The organism is Parapedobacter sp. ISTM3 (genome assembly GCF_016533505.1).
In the GTDB taxonomy this organism is placed as follows: Bacteria; Bacteroidota; Bacteroidia; order Sphingobacteriales; family Sphingobacteriaceae; genus Parapedobacter; species Parapedobacter luteus.
The window spans coordinates 613,279-631,729 of record NZ_JAENGN010000001.1 but is presented as its reverse complement, the minus strand read 5'-3'; the positions used below and the strand labels follow the sequence as shown (position 1 = coordinate 631,729).

11 protein-coding genes are annotated in these 18,451 nt (G+C 52.3%); all 11 read right to left on the bottom strand.

Going from position 1 to position 18,451, the window contains the following annotated elements:
* Positions 1 to 55: 55 nt before the first annotated feature.
* Positions 56 to 1,816 carry a lysophospholipid acyltransferase family protein gene (locus JHJ32_RS02605; protein WP_079715081.1) on the bottom strand — a complete coding sequence of 587 codons (1,761 nt, stop codon included), beginning with the start codon at positions 1,814 to 1,816 and terminating at the stop codon, positions 56 to 58.
* A 139-nt stretch (positions 1,817 to 1,955) separates the two neighbouring features.
* Positions 1,956 to 2,690 (bottom strand): phosphatase PAP2 family protein, encoded by a 735-nt coding sequence (locus JHJ32_RS02600; RefSeq protein WP_200119661.1) that lies wholly within the window; start codon positions 2,688 to 2,690, stop codon positions 1,956 to 1,958.
* A 72-nt stretch (positions 2,691 to 2,762) separates the two neighbouring features.
* Complete coding sequence (locus JHJ32_RS02595; RefSeq protein ID WP_200119659.1) at positions 2,763 to 3,755, bottom strand: endonuclease/exonuclease/phosphatase family protein; 993 nt, start codon at positions 3,753 to 3,755, stop codon at positions 2,763 to 2,765.
* Between the two features lie 11 nt (positions 3,756 to 3,766).
* Entirely contained in the window at positions 3,767 to 6,520 is a 2,754-nt protein-coding gene (locus tag JHJ32_RS02590) for a TonB-dependent receptor (protein ID WP_200119657.1), read from the bottom strand.
* A gap of 107 nt (positions 6,521 to 6,627) precedes the next feature.
* Entirely contained in the window at positions 6,628 to 8,307 is a 1,680-nt protein-coding gene (locus tag JHJ32_RS22775; RefSeq protein WP_370584457.1) for a fibronectin type III domain-containing protein, read from the bottom strand.
* A gap of 109 nt (positions 8,308 to 8,416) precedes the next feature.
* On the bottom strand, positions 8,417 to 9,271 hold the full coding sequence (locus JHJ32_RS02580) for a glycerophosphodiester phosphodiesterase family protein (RefSeq protein ID WP_200119653.1): 855 nt from the start codon (positions 9,269 to 9,271) through the stop codon (positions 8,417 to 8,419).
* Positions 9,272 to 9,278: 7 nt separating this feature from the next.
* Positions 9,279 to 10,508, bottom strand: a complete 1,230-nt coding sequence (locus JHJ32_RS02575) for a metallophosphoesterase family protein (RefSeq protein ID WP_200119650.1) — start codon at positions 10,506 to 10,508, stop codon at positions 9,279 to 9,281.
* Positions 10,509 to 10,535: 27 nt separating this feature from the next.
* A complete protein-coding gene (locus JHJ32_RS02570) occupies positions 10,536 to 11,909 on the bottom strand; it encodes a PhoPQ-activated pathogenicity-related family protein (protein ID WP_200119649.1) in 1,374 nt (457 codons plus the stop codon).
* Positions 11,910 to 11,963: 54 nt separating this feature from the next.
* On the bottom strand, positions 11,964 to 13,610 hold the full coding sequence (locus JHJ32_RS02565; protein WP_200119647.1) for a SusD/RagB family nutrient-binding outer membrane lipoprotein: 1,647 nt from the start codon (positions 13,608 to 13,610) through the stop codon (positions 11,964 to 11,966).
* 29 nt (positions 13,611 to 13,639) lie between these two features.
* A complete protein-coding gene (locus JHJ32_RS02560; protein WP_233632437.1) occupies positions 13,640 to 17,287 on the bottom strand; it encodes a SusC/RagA family TonB-linked outer membrane protein in 3,648 nt (1,215 codons plus the stop codon).
* Positions 17,288 to 17,439: 152 nt separating this feature from the next.
* Positions 17,440 to 18,420: a FecR family protein gene (locus JHJ32_RS22770; RefSeq protein ID WP_200119645.1), complete on the bottom strand. Its 981-nt coding sequence runs from the start codon at positions 18,418 to 18,420 to the stop codon at positions 17,440 to 17,442.
* Between the last annotated feature and the right edge of the window lie 31 nt (positions 18,421 to 18,451).

Sequence of the window (18,451 nt, the reverse complement as noted above, 5' to 3'; positions counted from 1 at the left end):
TCGGATAAGTCCCCGCATCGCGCACGGAGGACGGCAGGAAAAAGAGTAGCGTTTGTCAGGAACGATTGCCGAAAAAACGTCGTTCCATGGCTTCGTCCAATTGCTGGCGGTCAAATACGAGAAACCCGTCCAAACAATGGTTGAACTTGGGATCTACATTAAATGCGATGATACTTGCCTTCAAGCTCAGGTAGTGGCGTAAAAGTACCGGAAAGCGCCGGTTTGGTTTTTCGATGTCCAAGACCAATCGCTCCAGCGCATTGAGGGATGTCGGGTCGTCCAACAACGCTTCCAGGTCCATCTTCATCAGGCTGGGTTTAAACCGCTTCCTGGGCCGTACCAGCGCGGCGAGCTCTTCGTCATAACAGTTGCGCCGGATAAACTCGACGATCACCGAACGGGAAAACCGCGAAAAATCCCCACTGATGCTTACCGGCCCGATGAGGTAACGGTATTGCGGGTATTTTTCCAAGCACCAGGCGATACCTTTCCACAGCAGGTACAACGGCATAGCCGTTTGTTGGTATTCTTCTCGGATCCAACTACGACCCAATTCCATACTCTCCTTCAGCACGGGCGTGAGGGCCTTGTCCATTTTAAACAATTGGGAAAGATAGAATCCCCGTTTCCCTTGGCCATATAGCAGTTCAGCCCCCATTCCCACACGATATGCGCCCACCACTTTTGTTTCGCGCCGATCCCAAATAAATAAGTGCCGATAATACAGGTCAAAGACATCCAAGTCGATGGAGCGGTTACTTCCTTCGCCAACTCCGCGAAAGGTCACCTCACGGAGCCGGCCGATTTCACGGATGAGCCGTGGCATCTGCTGGGCCTCTGACAAGAATACATCAAAGTGTCCCGCAGTCAATATGCGATTGGACTGCAACTGGGCAAGTTCTTGCTCCAAATCTGCGACAGGTACCGGCGAAACAATATCTTCCGGCCTTTTAGGCAGCGTGAATCTTCCCCGTTCCAACCATTCCCATTTGGTTTTAGGCATGTCCATTCCCAATGCATACGTGCGTGCCCTTACATAGTCGAGCAGTTCTCTTGGCTGCTGCTTTCCCTTGGCTATTTTTTCGGGACTAATCGCCATACCTATCCGAAGGTGCACTTCATGTCCGTGCTTATTGAATAGTTCTGCCGCCAGCCGTGCCGTACGCAACTTCGGATGCAACATCCCCAGCAGATTAAACAGCAAACCGTTGTGCCCGTGGAAATAAATGGGTACGATGGGCACTCCCGCCTTGGCGAGGAGTTTGCCGACTACCGGGTGCCAGCGCTTATCCGTGACCTGCTGCAATGCCGGTTGGTAGGCCGACACTTCGCCCGCCGGAAACATCGCTACCGGCATGCCCTGCTTGACGGCTGCCAGCACTTGCCTTAACCCGGCGACATTGGAAAGATGCGCTTCTTCATGAAATGGATTGATTCCGATGAAATAGCCGCTGAGGTTCGGGATGTGCTGCAATAGAAAATTGGCCACCACCTTGGTTTCCGGCCTCGCCGCGCACAGTATTTTAAGCAATATCAGTCCTTCGATGCCACCGTAAGGATGGTTGGCCACCGCAATAAATGAACCTTTTTTCGGTATTTTCTCCAGATCGGAAGGGTCTATGCGGACCTGGATACCCAGCAGCTCAAGTACGCCATCCACAAATTCCGCCCCCTCCAAGTGGCGCACCTTGTCAAATTCGGTATTAAACCGATCAAGTTGCATAAAAGACATCAACAAGCTGTCGATACCCGGCAATGGCAATCGGTGGATCCCTGTTGCCTTAGCGAATGCCCCCTTGGTGATCAATGGCTCCATGATGTATAACTTTCTACAAAGCTATATTCACGGTATTAAGTCAACATTACGCCATGATGAATATAATCGGCACCCGTCAATGATGCTGGTTGATTAAGGTGACAGATAATTGCCCGATACTGCCTGAAGTGACGGCAGATTAATCAGCAGGATTGGTACGCACAGAAACGGCGCTGGCTCCCTCACATTTAGCGATCGATACGTGCAACCTCCTATTGGCCCAATCCGCCTTGAACAGCCTACTGCTATCAAACCACCAGAGCAAAAGAAAGGTCGTTGAACTGCCAATCAGGGCACCCGCGAAGACGTCCTGGGGAAAATGCTGGGCCAAATAGATGCGAGAATACCCGACAAGCAGGGCCATCACAAACAGAAACGGCGAATTTCGTTGATTGGGAAAAAAGTAATAGAGCACGGCCATCATCGCAAAGGCGGTGGTGGTATGCCCTGACGGAAAACTGTTGTGGAAATGGACCGCATGGTCCGGCGGTATGTGGATATCATAAACACCTTCAAAGACCTTGGCCGGCCTTGGAAACCCAAGTGTCCGCTTGATACCCTGCGCCAAAAGCCCAGTCACTATAAAACAGGCCGTCGCATAGACCGCATACTTGAAGCGCACGAACAACAGGACTGCTGCCAACAGCACCATCAGCAGGCCATCACCGCCATAGGTAATGTATTGAAATGCGGCATCTGCAATTGGGTGGTGCAATTGGTTGACAAACAAAAACTGTTCGCTTTGCGGGACGAAAAGCATCAATGCTCCGCCTGCCAGCATCAACAGGAGAACGGAAATGGTAAACGCAGGATAGGCGGCATAAAAGGCCGAAACACCGCCTCCGGTCAGCTGACTCGCCTTGGTAACATTCATACAGCGAATGTATGATTAGGATAATAACAGATTGTTAAACAAAAGAAAACCAATGGTGACCTTTATGACAACTTATCGTAAAGTAGCAAAGCGGAAGGCCGCCCATACAGGCAAGTGGTCGGATACCTGACCAGCTTCTGTGACCACCCGGCCTGCGACCAGCTCAAGTGCATTGTTATAAAAAATGTAATCGAGTCTTGAAGTAGGATGTTCACTGTCATAGGTATACGGGATTTCGGCTGTGCTGCCTAAATCGACCGACCTTAAATTGGCCTGGAGAATCTCAAGGATTGTCGGCTCGGCTTCATCCGGACTGCTGTTGAAGTCGCCCACCATTACCGTAGGATACTGCGCACTGTACTGCTGGTACAAGCGCAGCACAGCTTGGGTATGTCTTTCGCGCGTATCCCTGTCAAAGGCCTCCAGGTGCACATTGATGACCATGACCTCCTTGTCATGTACCACGAGCTTAACCACTTGAGCTAACCGGTGAAGGTAAAATGCCCGATAGTAAAAAGGAGCGGAGACAACTTCGGCCAGCGTATCCACCACGTGTTCCGTCACCGGAAACTTAGATAAGATCGACTGGCCGGAGAGGACTTTGCCGAAATGCACGCTGGGCGGCCAATATGGAAAGGGCACATACCGCTTATCCCAATTGACCGCCCGGGCTACGAACGGGTAAATGGTATCTGCTAACTCGGCTTCCTGATCGACCGAATAACTTCGTGTGCTCCCATAATCAATCTCCTGCAAACACACGATATCAGGTTTCAGGTGTCCCAGTAAATCAGCGGCCTGCCGGAGATTGGCTGAAAACAAGGATTCATCCCGTTTGACCGGCTCGTTATTGGTCATCCCACTGAGGTAGCCAATGTTATAGGTCATGATGGAAAACACGGTATCCACTTCCTCCCTGTTGGCCCCGGCACGAAGGCTGTCCGTACGCAATAACACATGCTCCGTCGTAGAGCGGTTGGGCTGCTGCCCCCAAAAGTAAAACGCGGTGGCAAAGCCCAGGACAAGCAGGAGGATAGCTGCCGCAATCCGGATGATTATTTTCATGGGGGTATCCATTAAAACGTTATCCTCACCTGAGCACCGATAACACTTCTGCTGCCGCCAATGTAGGTGGGGAATCCAATGGTGTCTCCGGTATTCCCGGCGTCAATAAGATAGCGCGTATCAAAAACATTTTTGCCGTAAGCGCCTATGTCATAGCGTATATTATTGACCAAAAACCGATACCCGGCCGTGAAATTGACCAGCCCGTACCCTGCCTGATGCAGATCTTCGCGGTTGCTGTCTTCAAAATATATCCCCGATTGGTAAGCGTACGAAGGTCGCAGGTAAATGGACGAACGGCCGTTGACGGGGATATCGGCATCCAGCCCGATGGCAAAGCTGTGTTCAGGCGTCAGGCGGAAACGATTGCCCGCGTATTCCTGCGGATTGCCATTTTCATCCGTATCATTGAATTTTCCATCAATGTAGGCATAGTTACCAAAGACATTGACGGTGGGCGTGAAGAAATACCGCAGGCCGGTTTCGATACCGAAGCTGTGGGCTTTGCCCGCATCGTCAGCCAGCAACATCGGCGCAATGCTTCCTGGCACTTGCTGCAACGACAGCGTCTGAAAATTGTACCAGTCGTAGTAATATGCACTCAACTCATACCCCAGTTTACCGTTGGCTACCAACCCTTTCACGCCTGCCTCGTAACTCCACACCACCTCGGGTTTCAGGTAAGTCGTCTCGGCCGGCAATATCGAAATAACACCCGGCCTCCTACCCCGCGAAACGCTGGCATACACGTTGTTGCGGGCGAAAAGGTAGTTCAGCGCCAACCGCCCCACATACGAGTAGTAGTTTTTGCTGGCGTATATCGTACCATTTGATACCGGATTGAGCAAATTCGGTGATCCGTTGTTGGCAATCATACCAAATACGCTTGGCGGCGAAGCGGCATCGGCCCGATAGCCTCCACGCTGAGCCTCATACGTGCCGCGGAGGCCGGCCGTTAGCTTCAGTTGGTCGGTCAAATCGAACGTACCGTCTGCAAATAGTTCCACGGCCTGATTCCTTCCATAATTGGTGTATGACTCGGTATGCAAACGATTGATGGGGCTGCCATCCAGTAAGGTGACCAATGCAATGAGCTCCTCGGGGAGCGCGGGAGGCAACATGCCGGATTGAAGGAGTTGTTGCCAGGTGATACCCGGAGGCAGGCCACCCGGAACCAGCTGGCTGATTAAGCCCAGCGCTAATGGTTGCAAGTTGGGCAGGTTTTCGACAAGTTGGGGTTGCCCGTTCGCGATGACCGGCTCCGTATGGAAAAGCTGCTGTACCTGTTGGGTAAGTGCTTGTACTTGTGCGTCGGGCAAACCCAGCGACGTCCCAAGTTGACCAAGCTGTCCAGACAGCTGGGCACTCAGTATCGGGGCAATATAAGCTGGATACAATGCGCGCTCGTCTACCCGCAGCGGCACCTGCTGTGAAGAGTTTTCATAGAAATAGCCGGCCCCGATGAATCCGGAGAAACGGCTGTTGTTTTCATAGGTCAACCGCAGTTCCTGGCTGTACTGCGTGCCTTTCGCCCGTTCGGAAACCCATAATAACTGGGCCGGGGTACCGTCGGCGTCGAAGGACTCATCGCTGTCAAAGGCCCGGAACCCTGAAAGGGATGACAACCGCCATGCATTGCCCAAGCGATGGTCCACCAGTAGCGTTGCCCCGCCTACATGCCGTTTGATATACAGGTCTTCTCCCTGTTCCAGATCGGCAGAGGTAGTGGGATCGGTATCGCCACCCGCCGGCGCAAAGCGCCTGCTCTTGAAACTTGTACCTGGATAGTTGTCGTATTGGTAGTTCAGGATGAGATCTGCCGTAGTGTTCGAACCTCCCCACAGGCGGGTGCTGTTGCGCAGTGCGATCACTTCCTTTCCGTTGAGCCTTCCGCCGGAGAGGTTGCTGATAAATCCATCCCTTCCCTCGTAACTGAATGCCAATCGGTTGGCCAACTTACCCGCAGTGATGGGGGTGTTGATATAGCCATTGACAAATCGATGGTTATAGGCTCCATATCCGCCATAGACCTCCGCCCCAAAGCGATCTTGTGCCTTATGCTGAATAATGTGCAGCGCTCCGATTTGCGCACCTCGGCCAAAGAGTGTACCCTGTGGACCTTTCGCTACTTCCACCCGCTCGATATCGAACAGTTCGACCACCGACGCTCGTGACCGGGATATGGAAATCCCGTCCTGAAAAATGGAGATACGCGGCTGCGTGCGCGAGTCGCCATCATCCGACGTAATACCCCGGATCACATATCCCGGATTGTTTGGGCTTTGCAGCTGCACCTGCATCCCGGGGATAAATGTTGACATCTCATCCATCTGGCGCATGTTGAGCCGGCTAAGCGTCTCGCCAGACATGGCGCTTACCGTAACGGGCACTTCTATGCTTGTCTGTGTACGGCGCTGTGTACTTACAACAACCTCACCCAGGGCAATCTGGCCCGGCTGAAGCCGTATCTCGTCAAGCTGTACGTCTCCACCGCTAATATCTACCGATTGGGAGTAATTGACGCGCCCTTGATAAGAAATGACCAGCCGATAGGTGGCCGGGGGGATTTTAACCAGTTGAAATGTGCCATCTGATTGCGTCGTGGCCTGGAAATTAGTGGCCTCCAAAGCAACGGTCGCTCCGACCAGGGGAGCTCCCGTTTCGTCTACAACGCGGCCCGAAACGCTGTGCTGCTGCGCATAACAAACCATACAAGCCGCCGGAAGCAGGAGCAATGTGATAATGAATGTAAAGATATAACGCATACTAATCGCTTTTTTACAAAGCTATTGTTGTTGCGTTAAGTCCTTATTAACGTATGATGAAGCTAAATCCTATCCCTGAACGATGGGCGACACAACCTTTCCGCGGTCTACTTTTTGATGATCAGCCTATCCTGTGCTGAGCCATCCGCACCATGGCAGGTATACGTAAGCTGGCGTCCTTCAATGCGAAAATGTTGATAAAAATTACCATTTTCGATACGCCTGGCCACGAACGGCTGCTTATCTTTCGCTTCGCGGGCCGCCGCGGTTGCTACCGAAATCAAGTAGGTCACACCGTGTTCATCAGGCCTGTTTCCTTTCAGCGGTTGCGTCCGTAGGTAATAATGGAAATGGCCGCCCATCACGATATCCACCTTATATTTCTCGAACAAGGGCACCCATTGGCTGACGATTTCCGGATAGGGCTCCACTTCGTTATAAGGCGGAAAATGGAACACAACGAATTTCCATGTCCCTGCCGATGAAGCGAGGGTCTCCTCCAGCCAGCGGGTTTGTTCGGCTACCGGGAAACTTGCCGCATCAATCATGACAAACAAGGCGTTTTTATAGTTGAAGGAATACGTGAGCCCGGCGGGGAACCCTTTAGGTCCATTAGCCGGGTAATCAAGCAATGCCTGAAACATCGAAGCGCCGAGACCGTCTTGACTGTCGTGGTTGCCTGGCACGGCCATCAATGGCTGTTTGGCAAACACATGGCCCGCAACATGGAAGAACTTATCCCAATCATTGCGGTGAAGGCCCGTATTGACTAAATCGCCCGAACAAAGGCTAAATGCGGCGGTCGAATCCTGTCCATACGCAAGCTTAATCAGATCGCCTGCTGCGGGGTCGTTGTGGGTATCGCCGAACCAATTGAAGGAAAAAGTATCCTCCAAGGGTGCCGTCGCAAACTGAAATACATCCGATATAGCGCCCGATTCACTGTGGATTTGATATTGATAGCTGCTACCGGGCGATAAGCCCTTGAGCTCGGCCATGAACCGGTGATTGTAGCGGTCGTTGATTAACAAGCGATCTTCCAGCCGGTTTACCACAGCCTGTTGCGTGGCGGTATCGCCGTAATTAGTCTGCCAGTAAGCTACCCACGCGCTTTTTATGGTGGTGTCGGTACGCCATTGTACGGTCATGGCTGACGATGGGTCTTCGCCCAACGTCAACGCGAGCTGATCGGCCTCACCACGGGCAGGAAAATCCGTCTTCCGGAATGCCCGGACGAGGTGGGCCTCACGTGCACGGCCGCGGATCGTGGTCAGCAGCAACTGGCCACGGAGCACCTCCGGCACCGCTGCAAGCGTAAGCCCGTCCCAATCGTGGTACGTAAACGAACCGATACCCAAGGTATCGATATGCTGCACCGCGGGAAAAACAGGTTCAATGGTTAGCTGTACCGTGGCATCCTGGGGCGCCACACTCACAAAATATACCGGTCTATGCTTATCAAAGCCGTTGATGCCGAGCTTGATTTCTCCTGCTGGAAACTTTTTTTGCCAAACCTCGTAGGTGTACAATTCATTCTTAACCAGCATGTCCGTCTTTTTGAAGCCCGATGATTCCAACCAAAAAGGCGGCCGCGATTGGGCGGTGTCACGCATGAGCGATACCACGACGGGTACATTCACCTGAAATTGCCAATAATTCGTGGCCAATACGTCACGTTCTTCCGGGGTGATAAAATCCAGGACAAACGCTTCCCCGATGGTGTCCAGCTTATCGGCCTCGTATTGGGCGTACAGCCGGGAGACGATGGCATCCATCGTCTCAGCCACTGAGCGGTCCGGTATGGGGGACTTACACGCCCCTACTAAAAGCAACAAGACAACGGGCAATGTAATAGCCCGACATAACGGCTGTTTTTTTTGTTGATACATACGTGAATCAATTGGTTTGGTTTTTTCGGAGGAATGCTACCATCGCTTCCGGCTGATCCGTTTGAACGACATTGACCAGGGCCATATCTTTAAAAAACAAAGCATAGCCTTCTTCTTTCTGTTGATCGACTTGCCCCAACGTGTTTGCCCATATACGGATTCCTTTTTTTACCAACGGCTCGATCAGCGCAGCATCGTAATAGCTGTCGTCGATGTGGATGATGGTCGCGATATTCATGGCTGATATCGCAGCCAAATCTGCGGGACTATACGCCCTCGGCATCACCTTTATGCGTGGATTAAAAGCGTGCAGGCGTGGCATCTGCCTGTAGTCGTACAGAAAGAAAAGCACTTGCTCTTCCATGCCCAGTTCTGCTACTACCTGACATACCTTCATGGCAGCCTCTTCGCTCTCTGCCTTGAAGTCAATATCCACCAGGATGGAATCTTTGCACCGGAGCAGCGCCTCCTTGAATGTTGGCACACGATGTTCGGTAGGCGTCCCGCGATGGGTAAGCACCAATCGCCGCACGTCGTCGTAGGTCAGCGACGCCACTTCCCCCTTCCCGTCAGTGGTACGGTCTACGGTTTTGTCATGCAAAACGACCAGCTCGCCGTCCTGCGTCTCACGTACATCCAATTCAAGGATGTGCGCCCCTGCTTTAATAGCCGCTCCCATGGCCGCCAATGAATTTTCGGGAAACTGGTGATGGGCTCCACGATGAGCGGCTACCAGCACGGTTTGAGGTTGTGTGTGGAAGACCGTCAGTATGGAGTCTGCGCGTGATTGCTGCGCAACACCTGTTTCCGAAAAGGCCAACAGCACAAGCGCAACCAAACAAAGATAATTGAGTTTATTCATCTCGTTTTTATTTGGTCAATTCAAACGAATCTACAAGCTTGCCAGCCACATTATAGGCTTTGTACTGCAACTTGTCGCCAGCCACCTGTACAGTTTGGTAAAGCTGGGTATCTACCAAGGAGACATCCATCCACCGTTCGGAGTCTGATTTGTACATTTTAGGGCCAGCGACAGACAGGACATAAACGGGTCCCGACGCTGTTGCGTTTGGCCCCTTGCCACGCGCGTAGGTATGGTCATGCCCCTGAAATACCAGATCGACCCCATACTGGTCAAACAATGCCTTAAGCCGTGCTTTCGCTTCCTTATTATCATCACTGCGGTTTTTGGAGGTCGAATACAGCGGATGATGGAAGAAAACCACCGTCCATCGCTGCGGATTGTCTTGCAACAGCTTTTCGAGCCAGGCTACTTGGGTATCAAAGGAGCCTTCTTCTACGCCCATCTGCTGTGAGTTAAGACCAATGAGCCGCACGCCTTGATAATCGACATAGTAGACGGATTCCTGATGTCCCGCTGGACCGTTTCGCGGTAGCGTAAACTGGGCGGCCCAATGCGGATCAAGTGCGGGTTTTTCCTGGGCATCCCGGAAATACTCATGGTTGCCCGGGACGGGCAGGGCTGGAATCATCGAATGGATGAACCCTGCACCATAGTGCCACTCGCCCCACTCAGCATCGGTATTCGACCGGTTGATGAGGTCGCCCGCATGGATGATAAACCGCGCATCAGGCTGCTGGCGAAACGCCTGGCGGATGGCCCTGGACCATCTTGATTTGATGTCATTTTGGGCATCGCCAAGATAAATAAACGAGAACGGCTCAGGGCCGGCAGCGGCTGTCTGGAATTGAAACCACTCACTCCAGTGCGTGCCATCCCCCACGCGGTATACATATACCGTAGCGGGCTTCAGTCCGGTGAACGTTACATGATGGTAGCGATCTTCCCGCCCTTCCTGTCCTGTGAACGGGCGCGTTTCGGCGGGGTACTCCACGGCGTCGGTTTCTAAATCGGGTGTTCCGTCTTCAAGCCGCACCTGCGCTTTGGCACCTGTGACCGATGCATCCGTACGCCAGGTGACCGTCTGGGTGGTTGTTGGGTCGGCTGACCAGGTGAGTACCACCCGATCAGGGTATGCACCCGGCTCAAATTGCTGTGCCCAAGCGCCGGGAAGCCAGGCGTATCCAAGCGCAAAAGTCAGCGCCAATTGGGTCAACGGTTTTACGAATCTATTCATGATGGTGAACGTTTAGTTTATATGTCTTTATAATATCCCGTTCGGCCCGAATACAAACACCCGCGTACTCTGGGTGTATTCGCCGCCTACGGGGCTTTGGTATTTGAGATCTACGTAATACGCTTGGTATCCTTCGGACGGCGCGGGGAGGTTAAGCTTAATGGCCGGTTTGCCCTGGATCCCCAATGACGTACTCGTCCATTGCTCATCGCGGAAATCTTTATCGGTAGACGTAGCGGTCCACAACACCACATCGGTCAGCTGCCCTGGGGTGGCCGCCACGCGGAGTTTTGCCCTACGGCGTCTGGCCTTCAGCGTCCAATCGGTTTCCGGATAGGGCAAGTTCCCCAACGTCGTTCCTACGAACGCACTTAATGCCTTCATTGCCTGCTGGCCATCACCCAAATCGTGCCCCGCATTGGGCACATAGTGGAGCCGGTTTTCACCGGGGATGCTGTCCAGGTAATGTTTTACATTATCGACGACCCAATACGGATCGTTAGTGCCCATGAACAGCATTTTGGGCATGGTGAGCGATTTGCGGTAGGCGTAAGGATCTACCATCGTGGTGATTTCCTGACCATCGGGAGTAGTGGCGCTTTGCGGGATCCCCAAGCGTACATAGTCTTGAATCTGCACACTGTAGTCGCCCCAGGTTTCTATCTGGTACTGCAGGCTCACCGGCATATTGAGTACGTCGATAACCATAGGCGCTATGGCAACCACACGCCCATCGGCGGCGGCCGTAAGCCATGTGGTCCATCCCCGTTTGGAAAATCCGGAAATAATGAATTTATCCACCGGCACAGTCAGCCTTCCAGCGGTGAACGCCTGCACAGCATCCATGGCCCTGACGGCACTCTTCACCATCGGGAAGAGCAGCGGCCATTCATAATCCTTGTCTTGCTTATACCGGTGCAGGGTCATGGAAATAAGCTCGTCTTCGGTGCGGCCGCCGTACAACGGTTGATTGGGCGTTTGCCGCAGTATAGCTACGACCGCGCGATTGGCTGTAGCAATCATGCGCATAGCGGCCAGCTGCCGGTCTTCGGGGTTGTCATTCCAACGTGGCAAGCCGTCCCGCACCGAGCCACCCGTGATGAACAGCAGTGCTCCGCTGTGCTCCACGTGCTCCGGCACGACAACGGAAAGCTGGTGCGTCCACACCGTATCTTTCCAAGTTTGGGAGACCAACAGCAGCTGATAAACCGTCGCTGACGGGTTGAGCACCGAATCCTTGACTTCCCACCGGTATGTCGCATCTGGCTTATCTACATAATGTTGCAGCGCCGTCTCAGGAGTTATGGCGCTTTGCGCAAAAAGGTTCGTGATCGAAAATGAAAGGATGGCCGCCAGGGCGACCATCCAGATAGGTTGATTATTGCGATGCGTTCGTGTCATTCTCTTTTAGTATCCTGACCTATCGGCCAAACAAATATAATGTGAATATTGCAATTACCAAGGTTTACCTGTACCTTGAAGCAACCACGGCTTAGACCAAGCACTGTTTTCACCGTCGGCTTGTGAGTATCCCGTCCGTTCGAGACGTTGCAATGCTTGTTCGGCGTTTGCCCGGTTGATATTCAGTTCATCTTGCATATAATAAAAGCGCACGGGCAGTACGGATCTCAGGGCTGCCGGGCCTGCCTGGAGCGCCGGGTATCCTGTACGGCGGTAGTCAAACCAAGCTTCAGTGGCAGCTGTCCAGCTGGCTATCCATTTCTGCTCCAAGATCTGTTGTTGCGTACCGTTGTACGATACGTCCGCGCCGGCGATGTAGTCTGCATAAGCGCTGCCTACCGTCCAGCTTTCCAGCGATGCCCGGATGCCGTTGTTATAATGCGTTTCTGCATCGCCGACATTCCAACCTTTCCACGCCGCTTCGGCCAGGATAAACGAAACTTCGGCGGCAGAGAGCAACCGCGCCTTCAGCAACGGGCCGCTCGCATCCATATACATTTCGTTGAGGTAGGAGACGTGTGGATTATAAGATGTCTGTCCAGGCGTAGGATTGAGGTTGTATGCCGACGGCAGTGCCGAATGGCTCGGCGGCAACCCGACATAATCCGGGTCTGTATCTATTGTGATTCCCGCCACCACGTCGGGTGAAAGGTGCCGTCTCCCGTTGACCACTTCATCCGTACCGGCAGGGAAGGCGTCGCTTACCACCAAAGGAATCTCCACTGGTTTTGCCCAAATGGCCAAGCGTGGGTCATGCCGTTGCTGCAGGTACTCCACCAGTGTGGCACACATCTTCACACGGCGGTAATTGCTGCCACTGACATCCGTAAATGTGTTGGACGGCCATGAGTCGAGTGCGGATGTGCCTCGGTACGACATCGCGACGTCGTGGTTGCTCGACGAAATGAGCGGATACTGTGTGGGATTTGCCACAATACGTTCAATACCGGCCCTGGCCTCCTCCGGGAGTTTTTCGGAGATGCGCATGTAATAGCGCAGCTGGAGGGCGTTAGCAAACTGCCGCCAAAGATGGGGGTCTCCGCCAAAGTAGACATCTGCGCTGCTCAATACGGACTGGTATTCACTCGCCGGCTTCGAAAGCAAGGTGTTTGCGGTTTCCAAATCGGCAAGGATACCCTGGTAAATTGTTTCCTGGCTATCGTAGGCTGGCAATAGGTTGACCACGCCTCCTTCCTCGGCTTTTAATGCTTGTGTATACGGTGCGTCGCCCCATAAATCGGTAATCAAACCAAACATAAATGACTTCATCACCAACGCTACTCCCCGATGGAAGTCCATCCCTTCCTCTTCTGCTCGCTTCATCAGCAGCGCATTGTTGCGCAGAATGCCGTAGTCTCCATTCCAACTTTGGCTACCCAGCCATTCATAATTATTGTGCGAGCCCGCCCATGCGTCCTTTTGTGTATGCTGCACGACACCGGCGATATCCTGAAATCCTAAATCAAGGTACCGCTTTGCTGCTTCGGTCAATACCGTAGGCATAATCAAATTGGGGTTTACCGTGGCTTCATCGGTTCCATTGGGATTGATATTCAATTCAGTAAGATCCTTACACCCGCTGATGACTACCAGTGCAACCACCCATCCAAATCGTGCTACGATAGCTATTATTTTCTTCATTGCTGTGTTTTTAAACCAAGTAATTAACCTTAAAATGTAACCGCCAGCCTAAATCCGATAGGCATCGCCCACGGTGTTACGTTATACCGTTCTATGCCTTGCTTAAACTGGATACCGCCGCCCTGCACACCGCTTTCTGGCTGGAACGCCATTTCCGGGTCGACGCCTATCTTCGCCTTCGTCCACAAAATCAGGTTGCGGGTGTAAACAGATAGCGATGCGTTTTGCATACCCAGTTTCTGTGCGAAAGCGGTGGGCAAAGCATAGCCGATCGAAAGTTCACGCAGTTTGATATAGGAAGCGTCAAACGTGGAGGCCAACATGTAGTCCCACGGATAATTATCTGCATATGGCAGATACCTCGTATCCGGGCCGCCAAGGTTTTCTATGTAGTCAACGACTTCGCCTGCATCATTGTACACGGCGATGACACCCGGATTGAAGACGGCGAAATTGCCATAATTGACTCCGTCCATGACTAAAGGGAAAGCGCCGTACTCGGCTGTCGGTCCGCCGACGATGTTGAACCGATTGCCTTTGACACGCACCAGATCATTGTTTACCAAGTAGTCGCGCAAGGCGTCTCCTGTGAGTCCATTGGGGTTAATCAGGTTATCCAGAAACCGCTGGGTTTTAAGGTCCGACTCGGAGTACCGATAGGTCTGGGACATAAAGTCACCCCCGAAACGCATGTCAAATGCTGCATTGAGGGTAAAGCGTTTATAGGTCAATGCCGTCTGTATACCCATCACAAAATCAGGATTGAAGTTACCGATTTTATTGCGGGTATTGTTGATGCGTATCGCTTGCCATGAACCACGGTCATTCAAAATGGGATAACCATAGTACGGAGAGTTGGGATCTTCCACCGTCACCAGCTTGGAGTCATAAAGGTCGCCGATTTCCTCACCGACGTACGTACGGGCGCCGCCCCTCCCCTCTGTCCAAAAGGTAAAAAACTCCATGCCATCGCTCAGCCGTTCAATCCGGGTACGGTTGCGCGACCAATTGAGGTTGATATCCCACATCCAATTGGCCGTTTTTACCGGCGTACCGCCGAGGACCACTTCCACGCCCCTGCTGGCGAGCAACCCTGCATTGACATTCATCGAGGTAGAGCCACTGGATCCGGGCAGTAAAGTTGGGATGATCTGGTTTTCATTTTCCACCTTGTAATAGTTTGTTTCAAACCGAAGCCGATTGTGCAAGACGGCAATGTCCAAGCCGACTTCATAGGAGGTGGCTTTTTCCGGCTTTAAGGTGGGTGTCAGCATGGTACCCGGTTTCGTGAGCTGAATTACTTCTCCGCCCCATGCACCGGCATTGCCAAGCACATTGGTTAATTGATAAGGATTCGCATCATTGCCCACCTGTGCAACGCCACCGCGCAGTTTCAGCAGGTTTACCTGGCTGGGCAGCTTCAACATCCTGTCCAGCAATAAGCTCAGCGAGGCCGATGGATAAAAGTAAGAACGGTTGTCTACCGGCAACGTACTTGACCAGTCGTTTCGGGCCGTTAGATCCAGGTACACCATATCGCGATATCCCACGTTTACCAACCCATACACGCTGTTTACCGCTTTTTCCGCGAGGTAGCTGCTGTAATCCAGGCTCGCCGGCGCGATGTTGCTCAACGCATAGAGACCGGGGGTAATCAATCCCGATTCATTCTTCGTCTTCGTCATGACATCCCTATTGCGCTGGTAACGCAAATTTCCACCCACGGAAGCCAATACATTGAACGTGTTGAATGTCTTTTTATATGACGCGAGGAAATCGGCATTCTGCTCCTGGCGGCTGAGGTTGATGATGCCATAGGCTCCCCGCGGTTCGTTCGTGTAGCTGAACGGAATTTTAGATTCGCGCTCTTCACTGTAAAGATCCAGCGCATAGCGAGCCATGAAGCTCAGCTCGGGCGTGATCTGCCAATCAGCACGCAGGTTTCCAAACACGCGATCACGTACAAATGCGTTGTTGACCTCATAGGCGAGGAAATAGGGATTGTTGTAGTTTCCAGGCGCCTGCGAAAGCTGCTGCACGCCTTCGCTGCCTTCTACCCAATAGTTTCGCAAATCCCGAATATCGATATGTGGCGACACTTTATATGCCCATTCCATCGGATTGGCGCCTCGGTTATTTGCCGGACGGTTATTGGAGTTATTCCGGCTGAAATCTACCTGTGCGCCCAACGAGACTTTTTCATGGAGCTTAACGGAAGAGTTGATGTTTAACGAGTTGCGGAAAAGGTCTGAATTGGGGATGATGCCGCGGTTGCTCATATTTGCATAGGAGATGCGGTAGTCTGTCCGGCCGTTGCTGTTTGCAATCGAAATCCCATTTGTGGAGGTAATGCCGGTTTGCACAAAGTTTCGGACATTGTTTGGATGAGAAACCAGTGGCGTGGGAATTTTATTCCCGTTTTCGTCTACCGGACTGTTCCATTGCACAGCCAGGTACCCTTTATCGAGTTCCGGCCCCATGCCGGCAGCAGATCCTTCTTCAATGACGAGCCTACCCCCCGTCAATGGATTGTCCGGTGTCAGCGGCAGCACACCCGTTGCAAATTTAGAATGCATGTCGAGGAATTTATACGGCACATCAAAGACGGTGTTGCTGGTCACCGAAATGGTCATCCTGTCTGCATGCTTTCCGGACTTCGTGGTGATGAGCACCACACCGTTACCTGCACGCGACCCATACAGCGCCGCGGCGCTCGGTCCTTTCAGGATGGAAATTTCTTCAATATCGTCCGGATTCAGGTTGGCAATCGCATTGCCATAATCCACCCGGTTATCGCTACCAATCTGCCCGATGTTGTTTAGTGTGTTCGCCACGGGTACCCCATCAATGACAAAAAGGGGCTGGTTGTCGTTGTTTAACGACGTGGCGCCACGAATAACCATGCTTACTGAAGACCCTGTACCCCCAGTGGCACTGATCGAAACACCCGGCACCTTACCGGCAATGCCGGTAAGCACGTTGTCATTGACTACCCGGCTCAGGTCATCGCCCTTCACCCGGCCTACCGCATATCCTAATGAGCGCTCTTCCCGCTTAATGCCCAACGCGGTCACCACGACTTCGTTTAATTCATCCGACGAAGCCGACAACCTAAAGTCGACCGCCACCTGTTGATTGCCAGTGACGACGATGCCTGACCGGCTGGTTTTGCCGTAGGCCAGGTAAGTGACTTCCACGGTGTAGGTACCCGGACGGACGTTGACGGAAAAGTAACCGTTGGCATCGGAGACCGTACTGCGGCCCAATTCGACAACCCGGATGGTCGCTCCCGCCAGCGGCTCTTGACGGTCGTCCGTGACGCGGCCACTGATGCTGCCCATTTGCTGTACAGCCGCTTGGGTGGTGAGCACGATCCCTGCTTCGCTTTCGATGTAGGTGATATCGGTATTGGCCAATAAGTAATGAAGTATTTTCTCTGCTTCCGTATCCCTGAAGCGCTTTGCTTGTACCGTGTGGTCGGCCAGCTTCAATGCCGTCGCATCGTAAGCCATCTGCACAGATAGGCTTTTGCTTAGTTTCAGCAGCGCATCAGAAAGACTTTCGGTATTGAAGTTGATGCTGACCTTGTCTTGCATCCCTTGAGCACTGGTATAGGAGGCCCAGAGTAGCTGTGTGCAAGTGAGGAAAGAAGCCATGATTAAAAATGTTCTCATCATGAACTGGAATAGCTTATCACTTATATTCATATATTTGTACATTCGATTAAGTTAATTATTCGGATTCCTTGTGGCCAGTCTCTTGATTTAGCGGTCTGTTGACTGGCAGCAAACTTTTGGGGGGCATTGCCCCCTTTTTAATTAGTGGATAGTTAGTATATCGTTATTTCATTTCCTTGCCTCCTATAATTAGTTTGGTGAATATCACAGATGAGCCGCATGGTTTCATCAAGCGGAGTTTGTTGCAGGATAGTCATGGTATAACGAAAGTGCGAAGCCTCGGGCAATCGGGTCTGCAACGTCACACCAAAACGGTGTTGCATGACTAAGGCCAACTCTGCAAACGTTGCATTATCCAGCAATGTACGCCCTTCCATCCAGCTTCCCGCATCGGCTGCAAAGCGATCGTCTGCCTGGAAGGCTTTCCCTTCTTTTTGGTATTTCAGGCCATGGCCGGCGGCAACCGTATCGAGCAGGTTACCGTTTTGTGCAGAAACCGATACTTGTCCGGTCTTAACGTGTACACTGACGTAGTCCAGCTCCGGGTAACTCTTTACGTTGAACGACGTACCTAATACCTCGGTACTTACAGCGCCCGAATGTACGATGAAAGGATTATCCGGATTTTTCGTCACCTCGAAAAAGGCTTCGCCATGGTCGATGATTAATTCCCGGTGTTGCTCGAAGTGTCGGCTGGAGTAATGGATTTGAGTACTGGCATTCAGCCATATCACTGACTGGTCGGGCAAGACCACACGCTTCATTCTGCCAGCATCAGTGCGTATGGTGTCAAATGATGGCGGCAGGTCAGCACTTAACTCCTGAAGGTTTTCAAGTCGCTCGTGCGGGCGCCATATCCACCAAGCAGCCATGAGCGTCAGCAGTAGAGCTGCGGCTACTTTGGGAAACCAACCATAAAGCCGGGTTGTCCGTCGTGGCGGTTTTATGTGCGTTTGGAGACGACTTGCAAGCGCCTGGTGTATACGGTCTACCTTTTCTTCATCACGAAGCGGTTCGACATCCTGCCCGTACCCGAATGAATCAAACCATTCGTCTACCCGCTTCCTTTGGTCCCTATCTAACTTGTCGTGGAGGTAGTCCCGCAACAGTCGTCTAAATTGTTTCTTGTCCACAGACGTTACTTTCGCGTGTTTATATGGAATA